This is a genomic window from Edaphobacter sp. 4G125 (assembly GCF_014274685.1).
Lineage (GTDB): Bacteria > Acidobacteriota > Terriglobia > Terriglobales > Acidobacteriaceae > Edaphobacter.
The window spans coordinates 1662621-1688294 of sequence record NZ_CP060393.1 but is presented as its reverse complement, the minus strand read 5'-3'; the positions used below and the strand labels follow the sequence as shown (position 1 = coordinate 1688294).

The 25674-nt window shown below is 51.2% G+C and carries 20 protein-coding genes; 10 read left to right on the top strand and 10 right to left on the bottom strand.

Annotated features, from left to right (window positions below; translation table 11 throughout):
- Positions 1–4: 4 nt before the first annotated feature.
- The gene (locus tag H7846_RS06975) at positions 5–1435 is read left to right on the top strand and encodes an efflux transporter outer membrane subunit (protein WP_186695754.1); all 1431 of its coding nucleotides are present in this window, start codon (positions 5–7) and stop codon (positions 1433–1435) included.
- Positions 1436–1819: 384 nt separating this feature from the next.
- Here the strand turns inward: H7846_RS06975 and H7846_RS06970 are convergent, their stop codons facing one another.
- Complete coding sequence (locus H7846_RS06970) at positions 1820–2572, bottom strand: glucose 1-dehydrogenase (RefSeq protein WP_186695753.1); 753 nt, start codon at positions 2570–2572, stop codon at positions 1820–1822.
- A gap of 103 nt (positions 2573–2675) precedes the next feature.
- Between H7846_RS06970 and H7846_RS06965 the strand changes: the two genes are divergently transcribed.
- Positions 2676–3566: a LysR family transcriptional regulator gene (locus tag H7846_RS06965; protein WP_186695752.1), complete on the top strand. Its 891-nt coding sequence runs from the start codon at positions 2676–2678 to the stop codon at positions 3564–3566.
- A 243-nt stretch (positions 3567–3809) separates the two neighbouring features.
- On the opposite strand, the gene H7846_RS06960 is transcribed toward H7846_RS06965, so the two are convergent.
- Both H7846_RS06960 and H7846_RS06955 read right to left on the bottom strand, forming a co-directional pair.
- Positions 3810–4106, bottom strand: a complete 297-nt coding sequence (locus H7846_RS06960; RefSeq protein ID WP_186695751.1) for a hypothetical protein — start codon at positions 4104–4106, stop codon at positions 3810–3812.
- Between the two features lie 83 nt (positions 4107–4189).
- Complete coding sequence (locus H7846_RS06955; RefSeq protein ID WP_255460898.1) at positions 4190–4519, bottom strand: hypothetical protein; 330 nt, start codon at positions 4517–4519, stop codon at positions 4190–4192.
- Positions 4520–5104: 585 nt separating this feature from the next.
- Between H7846_RS06955 and H7846_RS06950 the strand changes: the two genes are divergently transcribed.
- Together H7846_RS06950 and H7846_RS06945 are read left to right on the top strand one after the other, a co-directional pair.
- On the top strand, positions 5105–6553 hold the full coding sequence (locus H7846_RS06950; RefSeq protein WP_186695750.1) for a catalase: 1449 nt from the start codon (positions 5105–5107) through the stop codon (positions 6551–6553).
- A gap of 198 nt (positions 6554–6751) precedes the next feature.
- Positions 6752–6919: a LysR family transcriptional regulator gene (locus tag H7846_RS06945; protein WP_186695749.1), complete on the top strand. Its 168-nt coding sequence runs from the start codon at positions 6752–6754 to the stop codon at positions 6917–6919.
- A 4-nt stretch (positions 6920–6923) separates the two neighbouring features.
- On the opposite strand, the gene H7846_RS18105 is transcribed toward H7846_RS06945, so the two are convergent.
- The 5 genes from H7846_RS18105 to H7846_RS06920 form a co-directional block, all read right to left on the bottom strand.
- On the bottom strand, positions 6924–6968 hold the full coding sequence (locus tag H7846_RS18105) for a twin-arginine translocation signal domain-containing protein (protein ID WP_186696231.1): 45 nt from the start codon (positions 6966–6968) through the stop codon (positions 6924–6926).
- A gap of 104 nt (positions 6969–7072) precedes the next feature.
- The gene (locus H7846_RS06935; protein ID WP_186695748.1) at positions 7073–8020 is read right to left on the bottom strand and encodes a GlxA family transcriptional regulator; all 948 of its coding nucleotides are present in this window, start codon (positions 8018–8020) and stop codon (positions 7073–7075) included.
- A gap of 41 nt (positions 8021–8061) precedes the next feature.
- Positions 8062–9456, bottom strand: a complete 1395-nt coding sequence (locus tag H7846_RS06930) for a multicopper oxidase family protein (protein ID WP_186695747.1) — start codon at positions 9454–9456, stop codon at positions 8062–8064.
- 377 nt (positions 9457–9833) lie between these two features.
- Positions 9834–10502, bottom strand: coding sequence for an HD domain-containing protein (locus H7846_RS06925; RefSeq protein ID WP_186695746.1), 669 nt, complete (start codon positions 10500–10502; stop codon positions 9834–9836).
- 560 nt (positions 10503–11062) lie between these two features.
- Positions 11063–12730 (bottom strand): alpha-L-fucosidase, encoded by a 1668-nt coding sequence (locus H7846_RS06920; RefSeq protein WP_186695745.1) that lies wholly within the window; start codon positions 12728–12730, stop codon positions 11063–11065.
- A 487-nt stretch (positions 12731–13217) separates the two neighbouring features.
- Between H7846_RS06920 and H7846_RS06915 the strand changes: the two genes are divergently transcribed.
- The gene (locus H7846_RS06915; RefSeq protein WP_186695744.1) at positions 13218–13883 is read left to right on the top strand and encodes a DUF5666 domain-containing protein; all 666 of its coding nucleotides are present in this window, start codon (positions 13218–13220) and stop codon (positions 13881–13883) included.
- 238 nt (positions 13884–14121) lie between these two features.
- Here the strand turns inward: H7846_RS06915 and H7846_RS06910 are convergent, their stop codons facing one another.
- On the bottom strand, positions 14122–15714 hold the full coding sequence (locus tag H7846_RS06910) for a DHA2 family efflux MFS transporter permease subunit (protein WP_370561368.1): 1593 nt from the start codon (positions 15712–15714) through the stop codon (positions 14122–14124).
- Between the two features lie 157 nt (positions 15715–15871).
- On the opposite strand from H7846_RS06910, the gene H7846_RS06905 reads away from it, so the two are divergent.
- From H7846_RS06905 to H7846_RS06890, 4 genes are all read left to right on the top strand, one after another.
- Positions 15872–16564 carry a TetR/AcrR family transcriptional regulator gene (locus H7846_RS06905; RefSeq protein WP_186695742.1) on the top strand — a complete coding sequence of 231 codons (693 nt, stop codon included), beginning with the start codon at positions 15872–15874 and terminating at the stop codon, positions 16562–16564.
- Positions 16565–16861: 297 nt separating this feature from the next.
- Entirely contained in the window at positions 16862–18064 is a 1203-nt protein-coding gene (locus H7846_RS06900) for a hypothetical protein (RefSeq protein ID WP_186695741.1), read from the top strand.
- Positions 18065–18504: 440 nt separating this feature from the next.
- Complete coding sequence (locus H7846_RS06895) at positions 18505–19695, top strand: glycoside hydrolase family 71/99-like protein (protein WP_186695740.1); 1191 nt, start codon at positions 18505–18507, stop codon at positions 19693–19695.
- 285 nt (positions 19696–19980) lie between these two features.
- A complete protein-coding gene (locus H7846_RS06890; RefSeq protein WP_370561366.1) occupies positions 19981–23454 on the top strand; it encodes a TonB-dependent receptor in 3474 nt (1157 codons plus the stop codon).
- A gap of 622 nt (positions 23455–24076) precedes the next feature.
- Here H7846_RS06890 and H7846_RS06885 read toward each other — a convergent pair.
- Entirely contained in the window at positions 24077–24391 is a 315-nt protein-coding gene (locus H7846_RS06885) for a hypothetical protein (protein ID WP_186695738.1), read from the bottom strand.
- A gap of 269 nt (positions 24392–24660) precedes the next feature.
- On the opposite strand from H7846_RS06885, the gene H7846_RS06880 reads away from it, so the two are divergent.
- Positions 24661–25485: a hypothetical protein gene (locus tag H7846_RS06880; RefSeq protein WP_186695737.1), complete on the top strand. Its 825-nt coding sequence runs from the start codon at positions 24661–24663 to the stop codon at positions 25483–25485.
- The last annotated feature ends 189 nt before the right edge of the window (positions 25486–25674 follow it).

Sequence of the window (25674 nt, the reverse complement as noted above, 5' to 3'; positions counted from 1 at the left end):
CACGATGAACGCCATTCATCGCAATTTTGCTGTTTTCCTTCTTTGCGTTCTCCTGACTGGATGCATGGTGGGACCCAACTATAAGAAGCCATCCGTTCCGATTCCACCAGCGTTTACGGGCGCGCCTCCAATCGGCCCGAATAGCAGTGGCCAGAACCCAATCGCAAACGAAGACTGGTGGAAGGTCTTCCACGATCCTGTCTTGAATGATCTGGAATCACAAGCAGATGCCGCAAACCGGGATATCAAAATCGCCGTAGCCCATGTTGATCAAGCAGCGGCTATTACCAAAGCAACGCGCTCCCAACTTCTTCCTATAGTCGGAGCAGATATATCTGCTGCTAGAACGCGTGAGGCAAGAAATCGTCCGAATAATGGGAACACCGCCGGCCGGGCTGCGACGTACAACGATATTCAGCTGCCTCTCTTCGCAAGTTACGAGATCGATGCATGGGGACGCGTACGACGATCGATCGAATCCTCCCGTTCAACACAAGAAGCCACTGAAGCCGATCTCCGATTCGTTACCCTCTCGGTCGAGGCGAATGTCGCCGTGAGCTACTACAACCTGCGCGAGACCGACAAGGAGCTCTCAATTCTTGACAGCACGATTGACACGCTGAAGCAGAGCGTTGGGCTGACAACGAACCTGTTTCAACATGGCCTAGGCAGCGAGCTTGAGGTAAAGCAGGCACAGACACTTCTCGACCAGACTATCTCACAGGAGCAAGCTCTTGAGATTCAACGCGCACAGCTCGAACATGGATTGGCCGTATTGCTCGGACGCACGGTGGAGGGTTTTTCTGTTCCCAGATCTCCGAATAATGCTGTGCCACCCCAAATTCCGATTGGATTGCCCGGGGATTTGTTGGAACGCCGTCCAGATATTGTTGAAGCTGACCGAAACGTTGCCGCCGCAACTGCTCAAATTGGGGTGGCAAAGGCCGCATACTTCCCCCAACTCTCTCTTTCTGCCCTGACGGGTTACGAAAGTAGCAATGCTACCAGCCTGGTGAACTTGCAGAACACGATCGCCTCCCTGGGTGTGTCCGCCGCTGCACCTATCTTCACAGGAGGCCGCCTGAAGGCTGGTGTGGAGCAGGCGCGGGCTGCATACAGGCAATCCCTAGCTCAGTATGAGAAGGCGGTTCTTGTCTCATATCAGGAGACAGAAGATCAACTCTCTGCTTTGCATTTTCTTGAACAACAATCACAGTCTCAAGGCAGGGCTGTGCTCGAAGCAAAAGAAGCGCAGGATATCGCAATTTCACGCTATAAAGGCGGGCTCGTGAGTTACCTTGATGTGGTATTTGCAGAGCAGACTGTACTCGCTAATGAACGAACAGCCGCACAGATCGCGGGCGAACGAATGGTCGCATCCGTTGTTTTGATAAAGACGCTTGGCGGTGGATGGAACGGAACCACAACTCCCTAGAATGAAAAGTGGAAGACTGAACAGAAAAGCAGCGTAAAGAACAGGCTATTGCCAACAAGGAGCGGGAGGGTTCAACACCAAGGAAATAACAAAGATACAACTGCCAGCAATCAAAAGCGGCGAAAAGTTAGCCTAGCTAACCATTCACAGAGGAGGACAGTTCGCCGCATCTCATTTCATGCTCGCAAAAATGTGGTAGGAGTCAAGTTTCCCCTTCCTGCACCATCCCTTTTCGAAGATTCACATATGTATTTGGCGAGGACCATTCATGTCGGCGCTGGCCATAGCTTCACGAATCTCTGGTGGAACCTTGGCCATGAACTCAGAACGGAAGACATCAAATTGGGCTGAGTATCATCGCTGATTCTCCATTCGATGTTTGTGTCAGATCTGCGCGACGCCGCCGTCTACAAAGAGCTCTACACCATTGATGTAGCTGGACTCATCGGATGCCAGGAAAGAAGCAGCCTTGGCAATCTCATCAGGGGTGCCCATACGTCCCAACGGAACATTCTTCGCAAATTCTTCCTTCAGCTTCGTCAGAGCATTCCCTTGCTGCCACTGCTCTAGTAATGGAGTGTCGATATGACCAGGACTAAGCGTATTCACGCGGATGCGACGATTGCCCAATTCGTTCGCCAGCGTGCGAGCGAAAGAGCGCACCGCAGCTTTGGTTGCGCTGTAGATACTGATACCGGGAAATCCCTTAGTGGTAGCGATTGAACCATTGAGGAGGACTGAAGCACCATCATTCAGCAGAGGCAATGCCTTCTGCACGGTGAAGTAAAGTCCCTTCACATTAGCATCAAAGTGAAGATCGAAGAACTTCTCATCGACCTCTGCAATCGGCTTCGGCTGCGAAACTCCGGCATTCGCAAAGAGCACATCGATCTTACGGTTCTGTTTCCGGACAACATCATAGAGCCGGTCGAGATCTGCTAGATTCGCAACATCACCTTCTACCGCAGTTACGTTCTTACCAATTTCGGCTACCGCTGCGTCCAATGCCTCTCTGCGGCGGCCAGTAATAAATACGTGATCTATACCTTCTTCGACAAAACGTTTGGCCGTTGCTAATCCCATACCCGTTGACCCACCCGTAACAACCGCGACCTTACCTGCAAATTTGTTTTCCATCGCTCCATCTCCTGTCTGTCTTAATGGATATGAGCGTATCGATTTCGATTCGGATGGAGTAGGCGATAATTGGTGATAACATCTATTCTCATTCGGAATAAGTATGGATCGATTACGTGAGATGGAGACGTTTGTAAGGGTCGTGGAGACGGGGTCGTTTTCCACAGCGGCACGTTATCTCAGGATCGGTCAGCCGACAATTTCGAAAACCATTGCAGCATTGGAAGATAGGCTCGGCGTGCGTTTGCTTATCCGCTCCACCCGACGGCTATCGCCTACAGAAGCGGGGATCGCTTTTTATGAACGTGCCGTACGCACCATTGCGGAGGCGAACGAAGCTGATGTGGCAGCGCAAGGGGTGGCTTCAGGGCTCGAAGGTCGTCTCCGCATATGCTCGCCAGTCACCTTCGCACGACTGCATCTTGTTCCAAAACTTGGAGCGTTTCTTGATGCACATCCTAAGCTTCGACTTGAACTCGTGATGGATGACCGCACTATTGATCTTGTCGCTGAGAATATTGACGTAGCTATACGGCTTGGCACACTTACCGATTCTTCATTGCGAGCTAGAAAACTTACTCAAGCGAAACGATATGTCGTCGCAAACCCGGCGTATCTGGCAAGAAAAGGTGTTCCTACCAATCCAGTAGACTTACTTGAACATGACGGTATTATCTATGGTCAAAGCTCGGGAGGTCAGGAATGGATCTTTCGGCGTGGAACCTCGGAGACTTCAGTACAGCTTCGTGCCCGCCTTACCTTGAGCGCGGCTGAAGGTATACGTGAAGCCGTTCTATCCGGACAGGGGTTTGCCATCACGTCGCACTGGATGTTTGCTCCTGAACTTATGTCTGGTGCAGTGATTCCCATTCTCAAAGAATGGAGTCTTCCACCGATGGAACTCTGGGTAATCTATCCTTCGGGAAAACTGACAAGCACAAAAGCCCGAGCCTTCGTAAAGTGGTTCGAAAGCACCATGATTACTTCTAAATGATTTTGGTTGCGCTATTTCCGGTGCGCCTCTAATAGACTGCAATAATTGATCAGCAATAAGGAACCGCTCATTCTGTAGAGCGTATAGCCCTTTTGCTGACGGTTTCTGAAAATGCTCTTGAGGAACTCAGGCTTCTTCATAAAAAGGGCTTGCTTAGAACGAGGTCGAACAATGCTTTACCCTAATGACGCGAGGTCTCATAGAGACCCATTGCGGTGACGGAGAGGTAGGAGTGCTGAAGAATCAGAAACTTGAAACTGAGTGTGCTAGCTCAAGTTCAAGACGATTCAGTTCGTCAAACGTCTCTCGAAAGTAAAGAAGCAGAACATTGCTCTCGTGTCCGATAATTGAAAGCAGAGCGGATTGAATACGCGGCAGCAGCTCTCCAGTTCCCTTCTCCCATCGTTCAAAGAGATCGATTGACTCTTCTTCTACCTTGCGTTGCTCTTCGCCCGTTAGGTTCTTCCATGCCGCCCAGTCAAAACGGAATATCTGGCGAAGGGCGCTCGAGAGTAATCGGAACACTTGTGAATCTGGCAAATAAATCTCCTTCTGAGAGTTATTCATTTAATTCGGTTTGAAAGTGTCGAAGAGACAATCTGGGACGAAGTGAAATTGCGTATCTAATCTGTATTTTCAACCCGACCGATGTCGAGGCGCTTAATCTTTCCTGAATCGTTCAGTTCAAAGTTGAAGTAGATCCGGGAAATACCATTTTTGGCGGAATTGAAATCGCCCTCGATATAGAGACCGTTGTTTGCAACACGGTCAATCGATAAGAAGTAGTCATGCCCAAGTGCTTCCCGCGTGAAGCGTTCAAGATCACTCGGGGATCCGTCTTCATAAAGATCAGCCTTCGACGTAAATAGACGCTTCCATGCGCCCCTATCAGCAGATTGAAAAGCTTCCACGGCGGCTTTAATAGTTGGAATGATAAGCAGATTCGTCAGCAAGTTAAGCTCCCCCTGATAGCAATAGTCGAAGGTCGAATGGATTGGGCCGATCGAAGCCCTCTCAATCCGCCCTGGATCACTAACGCCCAGGCTGGCACGGCTTCGATGACTTCTGAGTCTCTTTCACCGATCCTGTCGATCTACAGTCGTCCAGTAGATACTCCCTTCGGGTCTTACGCTAGTGCACTCGAAGTCCCAGCACCATGACGAGATTCAGGCAATTTGGGACATCTGTCGTGGCCCCATCTAATGGGAGGAACGTGAACTGATGGAGGTAGTGCAGTCCCACCTGCACTACCTCTGATAGACGTGCTGCTCCCCATTTGCAGGATTCGCCTCGCTTGGAACCTACGCGATATGTCTCGAAGATGTCCGAAAACGACGGATATGTGTCATGGCAGTTTCGTCGGCCTGGACTTAAGTTGCTGATATGGGCAGCACGATTCAGATGGAGATGGCAAAGAACGCCGTTCGCATAACGACTTCGCTTCAATGGGCTCATTGTTTCGGGGCTTTCCGAGCGTGCCTGAAGTGAGCGCACAGCCCGACAACCACCACTAACCAACTACGAAAGAGAGGAAAATTATGGGCAAACTGACAACAGCGTTCGGCGCTCCCGTTGATGACAACCAGAACATAAAGACCGCAGGCAAACGTGGTCCAGCTCTGCTTGAGAACCTATGGTTTCTCGAAAAGATGGCTCACTTCGACCGCGAAGTGATTCCAGAACGGCGTATGCACGCTAAGGGCGCTGGCGCTTTCGGAAGCTTCACGGTTACTCATGACATCACGAAGTACACCAAGGCGAAGATCTTCTCTGAGATCGGCAAGGTCACTCCGATGTTTGCGCGGTTCTCCACGGTCGCGGGCGAGCGTGGAGCGGCGGATGCTGAACGTGATATCCGCGGTTTCGCGATGAAGTTCTATACGGAACAAGGAAACTGGGACCTGGTTGGAAACAACACCCCCGTCTTCTTTATCCGCGATCCACTGAAATTTCCCGACCTCAACCACGCCGTCAAGCGTGACCCACGAACCGGCTTGCGCAGCGCGGATAACAACTGGGACTGGTGGTCGAGCCTGCCTGAATCGTTGCATCAGGTCACCATCACCATGAGTGATCGCGGCATTCCTCGCTCCTTCCGCCATATGCATGGCTTCGGCAGCCATACGTACAGCTTCATCAATTCCGAGAACAAGCGCTTCTGGGTGAAATTCACCTTCAAGACGCAACAAGGTATCCAATGCCTTACAGACAAAGAAGCGGAAGCGTTAGTTGGCAAAGATCGTGAGTCAAACCTGCGCGATCTCTATGAGGCGATCGAACGGAAGGAGTTCCCTCGCTGGACTCTGTATATCCAGATCATGAATGAAGAGGATGCAAACACTTACCATATTCATCCGTTTGATCTGACAAAGGTCTGGCCTCATGCCGACTATCCTCTGATTGAGGTTGGCGTGATGGAGCTGAACCGCAATCCTGAAAATTATTTTTCGGACGTGGAGCAGGCTGGATTTGCACCGAGCAATACCGTGCCAGGCATCGGCTTCTCACCCGACAAGATGCTGCAGGGGCGTCTCTTCTCCTACGCGGACGCACAGCGTTATCGCCTCGGTGTGAACTACTACCAGATTCCGGTGAATGCTCCGAAGTGCCCGTTCCACTCCTATCATCGCGATGGTGCGATGCGTGTCGATGGCAACTATGGCGGCATTCCCAGCTACGAGCCCAATCGTCACGGTGTGTGGCAGGAACAACCGGAATTTGCCGAACCGCCGCTGGCTATCGATGGAGATGCGGAGAAGTTCGATTTCCGCAAAGACGACGATGACTACTATTCGCAGCCGGGCAATTTGTTTCGCATGTTCAGTCCCGAAGAAAAGCAACGTTTGTTTGAAAACACTGCACGTGCTCTCGGGCCGGCATCGCAGGTTGTTCGTGAGCGTCATGTTGGCAACTGCGCCAAGGCTGACCCAGCCTATGGAGAAGGTGTTGTCAAAGCACTTGAAGCATTTGACGCCGGTGAGCTGTAACCCGAACGTTCCCTGTAAGCCTTGAAACCTACTGACTCCGCGACATTTGAGACTGTTGCGGAGTTCTTCTTGCAAGAAGTTCGAACTGTGCGAGATCACCTGTACCGGTTAAGCAGTGCGATTACCCAAAATTTGTAGTGATCTCTCAAAAAGAGCGTTTGCCCCGCTCATACAAATGCAGATGGTTTTCACGAAAAAATGACCCTTCAACAGCTCAAGTATTTTTGCTCAGTCACCGAATATGGCAGCTTCACCAAAGCTGCCGCTCAGGAACGCATCACGCAGCCTTCACTTTCTCTTCAGATTCGCAGGCTCGAGCGATCGGTCGGCGCACAACTCTTCATTCAGTTTCTCTGCTGGTTGTGATTGCTCATGCGGCAACAGAAGTCATTTTCAAGAACGAACGTCGATTCATCGTCTATCTCCTGAGCAAGCCTTTTCGCTTCAAGACCACCTTAGGTTTCAATAGGTCAATGCATCAACGACGTCTTTCCGACACTTTCGGAAATCGGGAAAAAACTAGGAGTCCACCCGCTTAAATCGTTGCATATACTCGCCAGCCGTAATCCCTATCACGCGCTGGAATGTGCGGCGCATCGAATCCGCAGAGCCGAAGCCACATGCATCAGCGATCTCCTTCAGCCCCATAGAAGAGCTATCAATCATCTGCTGTGCAGCCTCCACGCGCAGACGATCAACAAACTGCCCTGGATTCATCTTCATCTCACGCAGGCAAACGCGTGAGAAGTGCCGTGGACTCATTCCTATCCTGTCGGCAAGAGCCTCGACAGAGAGGTCTGCACGCAAATTCTCAAGCATGAAGACTTGCAACTCTCGAAGGGGTTCGTGTATTGTTGCCTGCCGAGAGAGCATGTGGCTATACTGGGCCTGTCCTCCAGGGCGAACAAGGAACATGACCAATTGCCTCGCTACGGCGAGAGCGGTTTGATGTCCGTGGTCTTCCTCCACTAAAGCGAGCGAAAGATCAATTCCGGCCGTGATACCGGCTGAGGTATAGGTCGGGCCATCGCGAAGAAAAATGGGATTCGACAGAACGTTCACTTGAGGAAACTCTCGCGCAAGTCGATCGCAGAAATTCCAATGTGTCACGGCCCGCTTGCCATCGAGGAGGCCTGCTGCCGCAAGGATGAAAGCACCGGTGCAGATCGAAGCTATACGTCGAGATCTGCCTGCCGTGTCCGAAATCCAGCGAAGATACCCATCATCGTACTGGCCACTCTCTGCGCCGAGGCCACCAGCAACAACAAGCGTATCAATAGAACCGGAAATACTGTCACGAGGTACTGCGCCTCCCAGACTAATTCCTCGATTGGTCTGGAGGTGAGTCGAGCCATCCGTGGCTACGATCTCGACTTGATAATCCTGAACATTTGAGAAAACCTCAAGTGGACCGGTCACATCCAAGACCTGAACTGGCGGGGGACCGGTAATGACAATCCTTCTCATGCCTTTATTTTAGGAGAGTGGTCGTACCACCTCGCACGACGTTACTTAAATAGGACCTTTGCCATCATACCCTTGTCCTCGTGACTCAGCAGATGACAATGAAAGAGCGATACGCCGCGAATGATCGGATCAGTGAAATCCATCACTATATCCAAACTCTCTCCGACCGGGACATTGACTGTATCCAGCCATACCGGCTGCTTCATTGACTGATCATTTCTGCTATACACCAGAAAATGGACCTGGTGGATATGAAACGGATGCACCTCACGAGTGGAATTTACAACGCGCCAGTGATAGTACGAACCGATGCTGGCCGTCGTCATTGGCGGGTCGTTTGGCCCATACTTGCGATCATTGATGTAGAAGCCGTGCTTGTCCTCTGTGAACCTGACTGTGTAGTCCGGCGCTCGTGATTCGACATTTTCAAGAGTCTTATACGGAACCGGTTTGTAGAATGCTCGACCGGAAACAGTTCCCTTTATCTCAGGATGGTTGGCATGCGATTGACCGGGAACGAGATCCGCGATCACCATTGTGGGGTTCGGGTCTCCATCGGGCCCCGTGTCGAAGCATTGTGTTCGAAGTGACGCTACTCGTCCGTCCCTCGGACCGGTAACGATTGCCTCCACACGCCCTGCTGGCGGTAAGAGAATATGATTCGCGAATTCTGTCTTTCGGCCCGGATCGTGAAATCCAATCGGCATGCCATCGAGGGCAACGATTTCCAGTTGTTCTCCGTCGATTTTGAGATCGGCATATAGATCCGGCGATGCGTTCACAATTCTCCAAAACTGCCGTTCCTTCGGAGCAATTGGAATCCGGGGGCGCACCACCCCGTTCACTGTAAAGATGCGTTCTGGCACCTCAGTCGCTGTAGAACAGTTTTGGGAGACCTCAACGGCATTCCGCCACACTTGCGCTGTTGGATCGTGTTTCGACGTAACCCGGTCGCGAAGAACGAGGATGCGCTGCGTCATGTTCCGAATTTCGGGGTCATATCGCTCGATACCATCGACCACGATAGCCCCAGACATTCCATCCAGATCCTGTTGATAGCTCTCGCCATGAGGATGTGTGTGATACCAGTAGAGCCCTGGGGGCTGGTCTTCAGGAATCACAACCGAATAATGCAATGTCTCTCCTGGGTTTGCCATCATCGAAATGACATCGTCCTGCGGAGCATCGGGCGAGACATGAAGGCCGTGAAAATGGAGATTCGTCATATTCATGCAGGATCCATCGACGCATTGCTCATGGGAGTGGCGCGTCATGGAATTGACGTACGTGACATGCAATGTCGTTCCAGGACGGGCGTGAATCACGGGAGGAATATCTCGACCCTGAAATTGAAATGCTCCCTTGCCAGTGACGGGATCGTTGACGGCCGCGAGAACGACGGGAGAATACACCTCGGGAGGCGTAGTAAGAATCACTCGGGACACTTCTGGAGAACGACTTTGTGAAGCACACGGTATGCACGCGGCAACCGCCGTGACACATGCGGCCAGCAAGACGATCGGGAACCGGACGGACAGAACGTTCGGATCATTCTTAGTGCTTAACTGTCGCAAGACATCGTTCGTGGTTTCCGCAACTCGTGTATTCGGACGATGAAATGCCCGAGTGGCTTTGGCAACTGCATGAGTCAACAGATATCGGCTGGGAATGCATTTCGATGCGCACATGACTAGCTCGGATCGCACGATGCCTCCTTTCCCTCCCCGGCTTCTCTCTCTGGAATCATTGACTGTTCAAGCAGGCCCCACTCTTTCGAATGAGGGCCTTTGAGCAATGCGGCTTGTAAGTTAAGCTACGCAATCCAGCCTGAGGCGCGGATTACGCTGCAGAAGTTGCCACGCACAAACTTCGGATCTTTATCTGCGAGTACATCTGTCTTGACGTTGCCGAAGGTAGTATCTGGCTTCTTATGGATGCCGTCATAGAACGCTTGAATGATGTCTTCCTTGAAGTTCGGAGTGCGAGGATACTCAGAGACGACCGCATTCCGTATCTGGTCGGAATACTGAGAGTAGGTCAATCCAAGCACATCCATCTCGACCCCTGCTGTTACAAGTGCAATGACTGGATGCATGTACTCAGGAACGCCTGGGGTTGTATGCAGAGCAATCGCAGTCCAGACCGTATCAAGATCCTGCTGCGGAATACCGCGGGACTTCAGGAAGGCGCGAGCCGCATTTGCTCCATCCACTTCGAAGCGGTCTATGGGGCTGCTATGGCTCGGCATCAGACCGATGTCGTGAAACATCGCGCCTGCATAGAGTAGTTCAGGGTCGAAGTTCAGTCCACGCTGCTTGCCGGCGATCGCGCCAAAGTAGTAGACACGGCTGGAATGGTTGAAGAGCAGCTCCGTCTCTGTGTCCCGAATGAATTCGGTAATCTCTCGCGCCAGCTTTGTGTCAGGGATATTGATGCCGGTGATCGACTTCACCGAAGCAAGGTCAGAATTCGAAGTAGTCATTTGCATTTCTCCTGTGAGCCTTCTCACAGGAATTACGGTAGCTTCGCCTTGAGCGAATCTCCATGACACGGATACAGCAATTTCGGACATTTTCAACGTGCGCATCTATAGGGCCGTTGCAGCATGTATTGAATCACTATAGATGAGCTCTCCGAAGCACACTTGAATCGCTTCGGCGATAGATCCGATGTCCGAAAAGAACGTATTTATGTCGTTGCAGTCAACAACACCCGGAACTATCTTCCAACCCTAGAGGCGCACTGGCGATGATAGAAGGTTCAACCAAATATAGGTCAACGTCGCTTGCTGGTCATTTCCCAGTGCTGGAGCAACCCTCGCGAGTTCAATCGAATTGTTTTGAGATTTCTCAAACAGCACTCTTTTTAATGAATGAATAGGACAAACCTATCCATCCTAATTGTGTCGTCAAGGCGTTCAACACGGTATTTCTGATGTCGTTCGCCCCGATCGACTCGATCGAGACGGGTAGCGGTGTACATGAAGTTGCCAAGGATTCCGAGATTGTTCGGTACCGGGCACCGACAAGTTCCCCCGTCTTTTCAGCGCTTACAAGCCTCTGGCGTAAACTCGATCGATCGGATCTTCACAGGCAACGACGTGCCCTTCTCAAAAGGCTCGGGTGGAGTAAGTTCCAGCGTATGGTCTGCACCGATAGTTGTTTCCACCCGAGTGCCTTCTTGCACGGGAATCAGCCGTGCGTGGCCATTACTGATCAAGGTGATGCTACCTTCCCCGTCAACGTGAAAGATAAGAGCGGCACATCCCGCAGAAACGCCCCAACGATATTTGTAGAGCGTTTTGGGCGCTTCGTATCCCTCGCCGTTGTAGTTGTAAAACTTCTCTGCAGTACTCGGATCAAGCGTCAGCGGTCCCACAGGGGGCAGAACTTCATCGATATGAAGGGGGCCTCGGAATTGCAGCTTGATGACGGGCATATAACCGGTTGCGACATCAGCTGGAACCTTCACGAAGAGCTCATCGCTACCGGTGTGCATCACTAGCGGCTTGCCTGAAACGAGCATCTTTGCGGACTGCCATTGGGTATGGCTCGCGTGCGGAAGACGCAGCATACCGTCAGCTGGTAATGATTTCGCGAACAGGTACACGGCATTGCCCTTTACGGTCGCATAACCAAATTCGAGGTTAGCAAATGGGGACGCCGCCGTACCATAGATTGCTTCCGCATTGGGTTTGAGCCACGCGCCGATGCCGTGCAGTACGTCAGCTTCGTAAGGCACCACCGAGCCGTCGCCTTCTGGTCCGATATTGAGGATGTAGTTGCCACCACGGCTTACGACCTGGACGAGTCGCGTGATGTTCTCGTGGATCTTGCCCTGCAGATTGTCACGTTTCTGCCATGAACGATAGCCCCAGGTCTCAGGAAAGATGGAGGCGGGCGTCTGCCAAGGCTCATCAATGCCATACGCTGGAACCTCATTGTCGCCCATGACAGTAAAGTCCCCCTGATAATTCCACACGCGGCCGCTCACCATCGTCTGTGGCTGCAGGTTGTGCACCGTGGTTGCAAAGAGCTTGCTCTGCTCAGGAGTCGGCTTGCCCATATCGAACCAGATTTCGGTAATGGGGCCGTAGTTCGATAACAACTCACGCAGCTGAGCTACGTTAAACTGCGCATGTACTTCGCTCAGCGGGTTGCTGTTGCCCTCAATGTAGTGATCCATTCCGGGCTGGTGCCAATCGATGGAAGAGTAGTACACCCCGAAGCCAATCCCGCCGCGCTTGCAGGCATCGGCAAGCTCCTTCACGATGTCGCGGTGATATGCCGTGGCATCCACAACGTTGTACTTCGTTTGAGCTGTATGGAACATATTGAAGCCATCGTGGTGTTTGGATGTGATGACGATATAACGCATACCGGCAGCCTTCGCCAGAGCAACGATTGCATCGGGATTCCATTTGCCGGGATTGAAGCTCCTCGCTGTCGCAGCATACTCATCGAGTGGAACGGGAGCGTTCGCCATAATCTGCTCGCTGTAGCCATTGTCGATCTTCTTGTCTTTCCACATTCCGCCAAGCTGGGAATACAAACCGAAATGAATAAACATGCCAAACTTGCGGTCCTGCCACTGCTGCACCGTAGAAGCGGACGGACGAGGTTCCGAGCGCGGAAAGGGCTTATCCTGGACATGTTCTTGCGCAAGAGATGTCGAACAGAGTGCAAGCAGGCCAACGAGAAAGAGCTTCATCCATCCGATCATATTGCTTTATTGCCAAAGGTGCATGCAGTGCTGGTACCAGTGTGTGAAACTGAGTTCTGCGACGCCGTCAAAGTACTACCGCTCATTGCCGACAGACAGGACGCACCATTCTGAAAGCCGACTCCAGCTCGTGATCGTCACATCGCCCGTATTACCGGCCATTACAGGAGTAACAGCTCCGATAAGGCTAGTTCCGAGGAGAGTGTAGTAGATGTCAGTACCATATGGTCATTGATCGTGCAGCAATTAGGCAATTTGCTGTGTAATTAACGATTTGGATTCACCTTCGAAAAGCATCCACCATCAAGTCGCAAGCCTATACATCTATAAAGTTTCTCGTAAACTATTACTCCACTGTGATCGTCAATAACAAAAGCGGCCTGGAGCCTCGAACACGTTTACAGTAAGTGACAAAAGGCACGCAGATGCAGTCCGTGATCGTGCAAGGTCGGCGGATTGCGAAAGGCATTACTCCATGTTCTTTCGGCAATTCACGAAGGTCTTTGCTATCTCCGTTTCAACCATCGCGCTGATGGCAATGTTCGAACTTCCCGAACCCATCTCGGCGCAAAGCGCGCGTGACAGCAGAGGATCTAATGCCCGCTCCGGGCCAGCCACGGGAGGAGTCGTTGGAACGATTGAGAGCATGTCGTCGTCGAGTTTCATGGTTTCAACATGGACCGATCAGAAGGTGCTCGTCAACGAGTCGCTCTCTACGGAGTATCTGAAGGGAACAACTCCGACCACAACGAGTGTCCTCGCAAAAGGTGACGACGTGCTCGTACTCGGGATGGTCAACGGTCGATCCATCGCAGCCAGCCAAGTTATTGTGCGAGATGCCGACAAGAACCACCCTACGAGTTTCTCCGCCTATGGAGTGATCCCGTTCCAACGCGGCGCGCCATCCGCGCCAAAACAGGTCGGTCAGATTTCTGCCAATTACAGTGAAGGGGCCGGGATGATTGTCAGTGGCATCATGGCCGAAAAGGCGACCAAGGCAGCATTAGCTAGTTACGCTGCGGGCATTGTCGATCGCGTTGTGATGCTGAGTGGCGGGGAATACGAAGTTCACAATATTGGCGTTAACTGGCCGCATCACATCTTTGTCAGTCCCAATTTCGAGGTTGTTGGTGCACTCTAATGTAGGACGTCCGCTCGACCATATCCTCAGCTTCTGAGGGGCTTCGGGTTTGTAAGGACGACGTGCAGAATCCGCAGTTCCACGGGTCAGTCCTACTACAACCTCTCGGATTAACATCTCAGCAAAGCCTGCCGGATAAAACTTATCGAGCATTTTCGCCAGCGTTTAGCGATGCGGCGAAAGACTAATTCCTTATCGCCAGTTCGGGCCTATTCCACGAAACCTATTATGGCGAATTCTAATGAACAGCGATTTGACTTTTCGCGCTTTCCTTCGGGTTGTTCTTGCGAAGCAGTAGGGTCAATGGGATCATCAAGAGCGAAAGCGCGCACAGATAGAAATAGACATCAACGTATGCAAGAAGGTTCGCCTGCTCTTGCAATCGATGGTAGATTTGCGCTTGTGCAAGATAACTTGCATTTGCCGGTCCGAAAGCTCCTCTGAGGGAACTTTGTAATGACCTAAGCTCACTCTGAAATATCGGACTGCTGGGCGTTACATACTGAAGCAGCTGATTAGCGTGAAATTGTCCCCTCTCGGTAACCGCAGCACCGGTTAAGGAAATCAGGATGCTTCCGCCAATGTTCCGGACAAAGTTAATCAAACCAGAGATCTGGTTGCTCTTTTCAGAAGGCATTCCAAAATAACCGGCTGTGGTCACGGAAATAAATACAAACGGAATAGCCACGACCTGTATCACCCTCAGCCAAGAGTTGGCCCCAAAACTCAATCCCAGATTGAGATGTGTCGCTGTGTAGTAATACGAAATTGCATAAACTGCAAAACCGAATAGAACGAGATTGCGCGCCGGAACTCTAGCAAGAGCTTGTCCAGCCATGGGCATTAAGATCACCAGGAGAATACCTCCTGCAGAGAGGGAAAGACCCGCGATTGTTGCCGTATATCCAAGGCTTGCCTGCTCAAATTGCGGTTGCAGGACCGTGGACGCATTGAGCAGACCTCCAGTGATCAGCATCAGAAAACAACACACAGAGAAGTTCCTCGATTTGAGAAGCTTCAAGTCCATGATCGGCTCTTTAGCGCGCCACTCCCAGACAATCAACGCGATGAATGTAATGGCAAAAGTAATACCAAAGGCCTGAATGAAGGTGGACTGGAACCAGTCCTTTTCCTCTCCCTTGTCCAGCATGATCTGCAACGATGCCATCGACAGAACGAGCAAGGTCAACCCTAGTGAATCGATCTTCGAGAGATTCTTCTTGTCAGCCTTCATCCACGGTGGGTCTTCGACGAGACGCTGTGTAAGAATAATCGAGCAGATTCCCACAGGGATATTGATATAGAAAATCCAGTTCCAGCTGTAGTTGTCGGTGATCCACCCACCGAGTGTTGGCCCGATGGATGGGGCAAGCACAGCAACGAGGCCATAGAGAGAAAAAGCCAGCCCCCTTTGTTGTGGCTCAAAAGAATCGGCCATAATGGCCTGAGCCATCGGTTGGAGACCACCGCCACCAGCCCCCTGAATGACACGACACAACAAAAGTATGGGCAACGTAGGCGCAATACCGCATAAAAAAGAACTGACCGTAAAGATGAGCAGACATAGCTGAAAAAAGCGCTTCCGCCCAATAATGCTTGCCGCCCAACCACCCATTGGCAGCACAACAGCATTAGAAACAAGATACGCCGTCAAAACCCAAGTACTCTCGTCCTGACTGGCACCAAGGCTTCCGGCAATATGAGGAAGTGCAACGTTCGCGATGGAGGTGTCTAATACCTCCATAAATGCACCGAGGGCTACGGTAGCAGCGATCAGCCAGGGATTGACTGCTGGCTTCCATCGCTGTGTGACCGGAGCAGATTGTTCCACTGCAAGTGTCTCTGTCGCCATTTACTGAAGCCCCTCGCGACCGGGCATCGATTACATGGAGTAAAAACTAGCCTTCGCGTAACGATACCGTATGGTACTGTATCTGATGTATCCCACGATGACTGGATGCAGAAAAAGATCAGTAAGATAAATTTCGATGAAGGATCTCTTATCAGCAAAAGGAGAACGCGCGAAAAAGAAAGGGATGAGTGCGTCTATTCAAACAAGGCTCGATGATAACCGCGTTGCCGAGCTTCTGGATGTGGCCGCAGCAGTGTTTATCGAGCATGGCTTCGAAGGTGCCAGCACAAACGAGATCGCGCGCCGCGGAAATTGCTCAAAGACAACTCTTTACGCCCGATATCCGAATAAAGAGAAGCTATTCCTTGCGGTTCTAGAGCGGCGCATGGAGTTAATACTGAACGACTTTGCAACGACATTGCAGCCTGATCTGCCGATGGAACACACGCTCAAAGAATATAGTTTTCGTCTTTTGCAATTAGTTCTTTCGGAAAATCAACGTGGGATGGTCAGAGTAATAGGCATGGAATCATCGAGATTCCCAGATCTGGGAAAGCGCTTCTACGAGCTGGGCCCTGGACGTGGCGTCACTGTTCTTGCCAAATACATGGAGGAGCAGATCAAGCGACAACGACTCGTTAAGAGTGATCCTCAAATCATGGCAGAACACTTGATGAGTCTCATTACCGGCGGATACGTTCGCTGGACAATGCTTGGGGTTCCGGACAACTTCAGCATGAAAGAAAAACGACAACGCATCGATGCCGCCGTTGAAATGTTTCTACGTGCTTATTCAACCTCCAGTGGCCATGCCTTAAAAGGCTCCTGAATGTGCAACGGTCCGAGGAGGAATCTAGTGGAAACGCATACACCGTCCCCAATAGTGTCATCACATGCGACAATTGACAGGCCTTCGTTGCAATGTAGAAAAGCGTGGTCAAATTAAAGATGGTCCGTAATGCAACCGACTCCTGAAACAGAAACACGCAACGAAGTTGCCAGCCCCCTCAACACAAGGAGTGAGATCGCGAACTTCCGAGAACATCTTAAGGAGATCATCGAAAGCACTTCATTCCGTGGTAGCCAGCGCAGCGCTCAATTTCTGAGATACGTATGCGAACAGGCAATGATCGGCCATTTCGATGCCTTGAAAGAACGGGCGATTGGCGTTGAGCTTTTCAAGAGGCCACCTTCCTACGATACAGGTGAAGATGCGATAGTACGCGTTACAGCAAGCGATGTACGCAAGCGCTTATCCGACTATTACCTGCGCACATCCGAATCCTCTTCGAACCTACGCATTAACCTTCCCGTTGGCTCTTATATCCCAGAGTTCACCCGTGATACCCCAGATTTCCCCAGCGCCGTTGACCAGCCATTGGCCGAGGCCGCATCCACTCCAGAGGCACACTCTGAGACAAACTCCGATTCTCCGGTACAGCCGCTCAAAGTGCTGAAGTTAAGAACAACGTGGATAGTTGCTTCTTGCCTGCTTATCTGTGCCTTTAGCCTCTGGGTTTTCCATCGTGGGGCTCCAGCCCAGCCAATTCGGTCGACCTCGGCCCTTCCCTGGTCAACCGTCTTTGCGGAGAAGCACACTCCATTGCTTGTTACCAGCGATCCGAATATTGCCGAGATTCAAGGCCTCACAGGGAAGACCGTTTCGGTATCGGACTACGCGAACCAGCAGTACGTTCCCGATGCATCTTCACTTCCACCGGAAATACTGCACATATGCCGCGACATTCTTCGCGGAGATAAAGCTGCCACCGTGGATACGCAGATTATTGCGGGCGTTGCTCGGCTGGGAGCAGAGAATGAGACCAGGATCAATGTCCGCGCGGCACGAGATCTTCATTTTTCCGATCTGGATACAGACGATGACCTGATTTTTCTCGGTAGCCCCCGAACCGACCCATGGACATCACTGTTCGATGATCAACTGGATTTCCGATTCGTTTACGATGCAGCATCCCGGCAAGAAATCATTCAGAATGTTCACCCGCATTCCGGCGAACCGTTGCAGTATATTCCGACGGCGAAGGGCTTTGCTACCGGCCAATCCTTTGCCACTATCAGTTTTATCCAAAAAACAAATCATGCTGGGCACGTGTTGATCTTGGCCGGTGAAAACGCAGAAGGCACAAAGGCTGCCGGGGAGCTGGTGACAGATCCATTGAATTTGTCATCTGCGCTTAAACGATGCAGCATTCACCCCTCTTTCATTACTTCGAATACCGCCCAACAGTTCCAGATACTTATCCATCTGAGAATGATGGCGGGATTGCCTACAGCCTTCGATGTTGTGGCTTGCCACCTTCTTCCCTGAAACAAGGCCGGCAAATTTTCGAAAGCAGAATAATTTCACGACGATTACGCAAATTCCTCTGCTACAGCCTCAAATTACCCCCAACGCACGTTTCTGACCATCCAAATTTACGCTCGCTTTTAGCGAAGTCAAGCTCGCCTACTGTTAGGCGCGCTGCTACAAAGAGGGCATCGCTGCATGCTTTTGTATGGATGCACGTTAGAGGACGTTTGTAGCGTTGCGAAAACCTCCCGAGCGTGAGATAGCCTGGCACAAACTAGATTTTCTTCTAAGCTCTGCTGCGCGAAATAGGAAATAAATTGCCAAAGCATCGTTCTTCAGTCGGTTGCATTCCACGCGGGTGGGTTATTCGGTGCGCGTGGTTGAGCTGTCTCGCATTCATCTTTGGAATACCGCCCAGTTCTTCGGCAAAACCAAAACCTTCGGATTTGGAAGGTAAAGTGTTGGTGGGATATCAGGGATGGTTCCGCTGTCCGGGTGACGGTTCGCCTGCTAATCAGTGGAGTCACTGGTCGAGGGGTGTCCCTTCGCCTAACACGATGGCCGTCGATCTCTATCCTGAGACCAACGAGCTTAAGCCTTCTTCACGATGTTTGCTGCCAGGCGTCACTATAAATGGCAAACCTGCCTATGTTTTCTCTTCCTTTTCTAAGGATACCGTCGAGAAGCATTTTGAATGGATGCGCACTTATGAGATCGATGGCGTCCTGCTGCAGAGGTTCATCAATTCAATTCATTCGCAACAAATGGAAGGAGATACAGTCCTCAGGAACGTCCGCTCCGCAGCAGAAGTCAATGGGCGGCTCTTCAGCGTTGAATACGATCTGAGCGGAGCACATCAAGAAACCGCCCTGAAGCAACTGCAAGACGACTGGGGGTATCTCACCAAAGACCTAAAGGTCACCTCGAGCCCTGCCTATTTGCGAGATCATGGAAAACCTATCGTTGCGATCTGGGGACTCGGGTTCGGTGATGCCGACCATCTTCAGGATCCGGCACTTGGACTCAGAATCGTCAAATGGTTTAAGGACACGGCACATGTCCGCGTGATAGGTGGCGTTCCGGCGGGGTGGAGAACCTTGAGCGCAGACAGTTCCTCGAATTCAGGGTGGGCAGCCGTCTATTCCGCACTCGATATTGTTCAACCCTGGTCAGTAGGAAGATATCGGACTCTCGAAGGCGCAAATCAGTGGAAAGAGACTCACCTGATTCCCGATCTTGTCCAAACACGCAAGCAAGGCCAGTCTTATATGCCAGTGATTTTCCCTGGCTTCTCTTGGCACAACCTAAATCGGAATTCAGCAGAAAACCAGATTCCCCGACTAGGAGGCCGTTTTCTATGGAAACAGGCTTTCAACGCAAAAACCGCTGGCGCCACATTTGTAAAAATCGCGATGTTTGACGAAGTGAACGAGGGAACTGCGATCTTCAAAGCGGCTCCGTCTCGCAAAGATGCGCCAAAGCCCGGCTTTTGGTTGACTCTTGATGCAGACGGAGAGACTCTGCCCAACGATTGGTATCTAAAAATTTCGGCAGCTATCTCGCAGATGTTTCATGGAACGGCTCCTCCCACGGAGCAGATACCAATTCGGCCAGCTACGGCTCTCGGTATTGCAAAGACTGCACAATGAATGAAAGCCTGGTTGACCGCTCCACGACCCATTGCACGATCCATTCTTAGTATTCCCTGCTCCGGTTGGCTATTTTCCTTCGACCGATGAGGACACATGAGGCAGATCGACCGTTAGAAACAGATCTATCTTTATACCACAGAAAATAAAAGACTTATTGCGACGTTAGAAAGATCGCTAACGTTGACATGACTCTCCTGTCTCGCGCTCAAATGTTGGAGTTCTGTAAACACGACAATCAATCTTCTTAGGAACAAAAACGTGGGTCGACTTTAGGAGGAATTAATGGTGCAGATCGGTCTCAGGCAGCGTACCTGTGTGGGCAAGAACCCAATTGTTGGGAAAACGAGTGCAAATGGGCGGATTCAGTTCGATATCATGGCAACTTTATCAATGCTTTTAGTTCTCATGGCATTCACCAAACTAGCATTCGGACAAGCTGAACAGGGCACCATTACTGGAATAGTAAGAGACGCATCGGGCGCGGTAGTCGCCAGCGCTAAGGTAACAGCTCTTGAAATGTCCACCAAGACTCTTACATCGACTGTATCGAATAGCAATGGCTATTACACTATTCCGTATCTGGCTCATGGGACCTACGACGTCACCGCAGACGCACTTGGTTTTTCAAAGACGGTTGTTACCGGGGTAAATCTCACAGTTAACCTGAACACAGCCGTAGATCTCACTTTGAAGGTAGGCGGAGTTTCACAGCAGGTTACTGTTCAAGCTAATGCGATTCAGCTGGAAACAGAAAATTCACAGCTAGGGCAGACATACAACAGACAGCAAATTATCGCGATACCTGGCCGTGGCGGTTACAATCTGGATCTTTTGTCGCCAGGCGTTCTACCGGAACAGAATTCCGCCCTTCAAGCACAGATTAACGGGGGAATGGCAAATACCAGCAACGTACTGCTGGATGGAGGGACCCAAGTAAACAGTTCAACCGGAGATATAGCGCTGACCCCGCCAACAGAGTCCATTGGAGAATTCAAACTCATCACCAACAATTTCTCAGCGGAATATGGAATGTCTGGTGGGGGTATCATTACCGCCACGACAATGTCTGGGACGAATGACTTCCATGGAAGTGCTTATGAATACAACAGCAATACGCTCTATAACGCAAACGGTTGGTACCGCAACAGCGTGAAGTTGCCCAGAGCACCGGTACACAACAATTTATTTGGTTTCAGCGTTGCAGGCCCACTAGAGATTCCCAAAATATACCACGGCAGAAACAGGACTTTTTACTTCTTCAATATCGAATGGAATCCAAGTGTTTCACCCGATGCAATTCAGGCTTCCGTGCCCACGCAAGCGATGCGTATTGGAGATTTTTCGGGTCTCGTCGATCAAAGCGGAAAGCAGATCAAGATTTATGATCCCACGACCACCACCCTGGTTCCAGGACAAACAAACAAGTGGACCAGAAGTCAGTTCTCCTGCAATGGGGTTCTCAATGTCATTTGCCCGGGGCGAATCAACAGCATTGCGCAGAAAGTTCTTTCTTATTACCCCTTACCAAACACAACTGGAATTGAGGGTATCTATAACAATTACGTTGCTTCGCCTAGCCGCACTACAAGCAAAGACAATTTTTTTGCTCGCGTAGATCAGAATATTGGCGCCAATCACAAAGCGTTTGTGCGTGTAGGCCGCGCCTCTTCAAAGGCCAGTACTCCAACCGTCACACTTGCATTCCCGCAAGCTGGCGGGAATGGAGATCCAGGAACCTTTCTTAACACTGCATGGACAGGAGTCGTCAGTGATACGTGGACGATGCGCTCAAATCTCGTGGGCGAATTCCGCGGCAATTTCAATCGGGTACTGAACCAAACTCAAATGTATAGCCAAGGCTTTGACGCTGGCAGTCTTGGTTTTCCTGGCTCATTCGTAAGCCGTGTCGCAACACAGATTTTTCCAGCCTTCACCATCTCGGATGAATCCCCTTTAGGGGCGACTTCGTCTTCTTACTTCAACGATGCTGAAGGAAGCTACGAAGGACAAGCACATTTCACTTGGAATAAAGGCGCACATACTCTGAAGACCGGAGTCGACTACCTCTTCGTCTACTTCAACGAATTTAGACCCACTTGGCCGGCGGGAAACTTCTCTTTCAGTAGGGGATATGTGCAAGGTCCTGATCCCAGCGTCTCGTCCGTTAACTCCGGGTGGGGATTCGCTTCGCTCCTTCTTGGCGTTCCCAGCGGCGGACAGATTACTAAAGACCCGTCACTGACGGCCTCGCAGAAGAATATCGCCAGTTACCTCCAGGATGACTGGAAAGTAGTGAACCACCTTACCCTGAATCTCGGGCTGCGCTATGACATCCTTACAGGATTCACTGATCGTCATAACCAGTTTGCATGGTTTGATCCTACGAAGCCGGATCCAGTCCTTGGCTTACCGGGTGCTCTGCAATTTGCCGGAGTCGGAGGTAACCCCAGAAATCAGACGGACACAAAGATGACCAACTTCTCACCGCGTCTTGGGTTCGCATGGCAAATCGGACAAAACACGGTTATTCGTGGGGGATATGGAATTATTTATACCACCAATACTGGTGGCTCAGTCCTTGGCTCGGGACCACAGGCTTCGACAAGCGTTTATCTTGGCCCGCCCTCTCCAGCTCCGAATACACCACCTCCTGGAGGCACGCTTAACAATCCCTTCGCCTCGGGGTACCTTGATCCCCCCAATTATCTCGTTGGACAAGGAATCGGCGACCCCTTCTGGCCCGGCACACTTCCCTATCTCCAGGACAGAACCTTAAGTGTGGAAAGGGCGCTCACAGGAAATACGGTGCTCACGGTCGCGTATGCAGGATCGCGCGGCTTGCATCTCTGGTATAGCCTTCCTCGTAATGTGGCTCCGATTAGTGCATTGAGCTATGGTCCCAAGCTCTACCAACAAGTCCCGAACCCTTATGCAGGCAAGCTTCCTGGGTCGCTAGGCGCACCGACAATTCCATTCAGTCAGACGCTCGTTCCATTTCCTCAATACACAGGAGTCACCTGGAGCCGCGATCCAGTCGGGGATTCGTACTATGACGCCATGACGGTACAGTTACATCACAGAGATGCGCATGGACTCTATTTTCAGATTGCCTACACACTTAGCAAGGATATTAACAATATTAACGAGCGCTATAACGGTCGTGGCGGCGCAATCGTTGACCCCAATAACCTTGCAAGAACACGTGGGTTGGCAGAGTACGATCGTCCACAGTTCCTGAATATCAACTATATTTACCAACTGCCCTTTGGCCCTGGACATCGTGTACTTGGCAGAGGTCTTGCCTCAAAGATGATTGCTAATTGGCAACTTGCTGGCGTAACAGCATATGGAAGCGGACTCCCTATCGTTATTACCGCTCCTAGCAATACATATCTTCCGGGAATAACAGCGGTAGCAGACCGACTTCACGATCCTCACCTTAAGACGGGCCAAACTCCACAACGCTGGTTTGATACCACTGCATATGCGATTCCAGCCAGCTTTACAGTGGGTACGGGAAATCGCATTGAGCCTGACCTCCGGGGTCCAGCCTATGGACAATGGGATATGGGGTTAGCGCGAAAGCAAACATTTGCAGATCGTGTAACGCTCGAATTACGTTTTGACGCGCTTAATGTCTTCAATAACCGACAGCTTAGCCCACCCAATGGCAGTGTTACTGGCGGAACCTTTGGGCAAATCACAGCGAGTGGACAAGCTCGCAGTGGTCAAGTCAAAGCCCGATTGACCTGGTAACCATCGCAAAAAACTTGTGGAGGAGTAAGAAACGTCAACCTTGGCTCTCCATCAGGATGATGCGGAATCTTGGAACCATCCTGATGGTTGCTTCACATAGCGATCAATCATCCTATTGTCGGAGGATTTCTTGCGAGTTTTCAATACCCTATTTACCTCTGGTCGTGTGGCACAACCACGGCCGTTGTTTCCCTGCTGGTGTTCCCAGAGAAATCGCGGCTTTGTATTGTAATCGTGTAGATTCTGCCCGATCCCTGCCCCATACGTTCAGCCTGCAGATTGACCGTTAGTGGACCGGGATATCACATAGTCACGACTGCTACCATCACTGGGCTCATTGGTGGTAACAGAAATAATGCTCGTGCTCGGTGTTGGATCATGCTCATCATCATTTATGATGTAGCGTTCTTGGCTTGCTTGCAAGAACCCTACAAATGGGCATGACCAATCAGACAGCAACGTTAGTGCCCAGCCTAACGGATCAGTAAAATGCTGAAAACATTGCTATCAGGATGGGTCGTAGACGCTAACGGTGCCTACCCGTAGAGTGTGGTACGAAGTTTGACGGACATGCTGCGATGCTAGAATAGGCTGGCTCTCATCCTGGGAAGTCAAATGCTAGTCACCCGGTAATCCCATGCATCCGATCGATGAAAGAGAAATCGAACTCCAGCGCATCGCGGGGTCCAAAGAGATTAGCGCTCAGTTGCAGGAGCATCTCCGTCAGATTGTGGAAGGTGCCGCATTCCGAGGCAGCCAGCGTAGCGGACAGTTTCTGCGCTATATCGTGAACCAAGCCGTCGCAGGTCACTTCGAATCCCTGAAAGAGCGCATGATCGGGGTCGAACTCTTCGGTCGTTCCCCGTCCTACGACACCGGCGAAGACGCCATCGTCCGCGTGACAGCGAGCGACGTTCGGAAACGACTGCTCCAGCATTACGGTAAATACGGAACAAATGGTTCATTCCATATTAGTCTGCCAACGGGAACCTATGTTCCAGAGATCTATTTCGAGACGGCAACGAAACCCGAGATCCTCGTTACGCTTGCCGAACCAGTTCCTCAACCTCTCGTAGCCGTTGCCACTGAGGTGGTGACCCCAGTCACTGGCTCTCTGGCAAACCCCGCCAACAAACTTCCCATTGATGTTCCGCTAAGCCGTTCCCTAGTTCCCTGCGGCAATGGCTCATCTTTGCTGGCATTGTGTTGGCCTGCATCCTCGGGGCAGTTGTATTTATTGGAAAGCATTCGTCGCCGACTGGCTCAACTTCACAACTCATACCTCCTTGGTCGATTCTTTTCCGTTCACCGCATCCGATCTGGCTGATCACCAGTGATCCGAATATCGCTGAGATTCAATTCCTGACGAGGCGGGCCGTTTCCGTCTCCGATTACGCGAACCACAACTATGTACCGACACCAAACGATCTGACACCTGAAGAAGACCGGCTTGCGCGCAACGTTCTCATCGGGGACAAATCAGCTGCTGTTGATGCCCCCATAGCTGTGCAGATTGCCGAGCTTGCTCAGGCAAACTCTCGCCGAATCAATGTGCGTGGAGCTCGCAATCTTCAGCTGGCTGACATTCAAACCGATGACAACTTTATCTTCCTCGGAAGTCCCGTCTCCAATCCATGGACATCCATGTTCAATGATCAGTTGGACTTTCGTTTTGTCTTCGATCCAGTCCGCAGATCGGAGCTTATCCAGAACGTTCATCCCCAAGCCAACGAACAGGCAATCTATACTCCCACAGCCATGGGCTGGGCTACGGGAGATTCGTTCGCGATCGTGGCATTCCTTCCGAACCTGGATCAGGTCGGGCACGTGCTCCTGATTGCCGGAGCGAATAGCGAAGGAACTGAAGCTGCTGGCCGCCTTGTTGCTGACGTGCAACGCATGAGGTCTATTTTGCTGAGCTGTGGTCTAAAGAATGGAAGAGCCGCGCAACATTTTGAACTACTCCTCCACCTCAATACAATGGCCGGTTCGCCGAGGCATGTCGATATACTCGCCTGCCACGTACTTTAGGCCGACTATCCACAAGAGAATTCTGACGCTGTTCAGAGATATCAAGGGCGCAGTTCTAACAATTGCGACAGGTGCATCCGTCTGAAACCTTGCGCGATCGAACCGTCACTTCAAGCAGAACGTATTGATCGCTCAAACCACGGAGCTGATCACGCTGCTCAAGCGACAGTGCAACATTAACGATTTCTT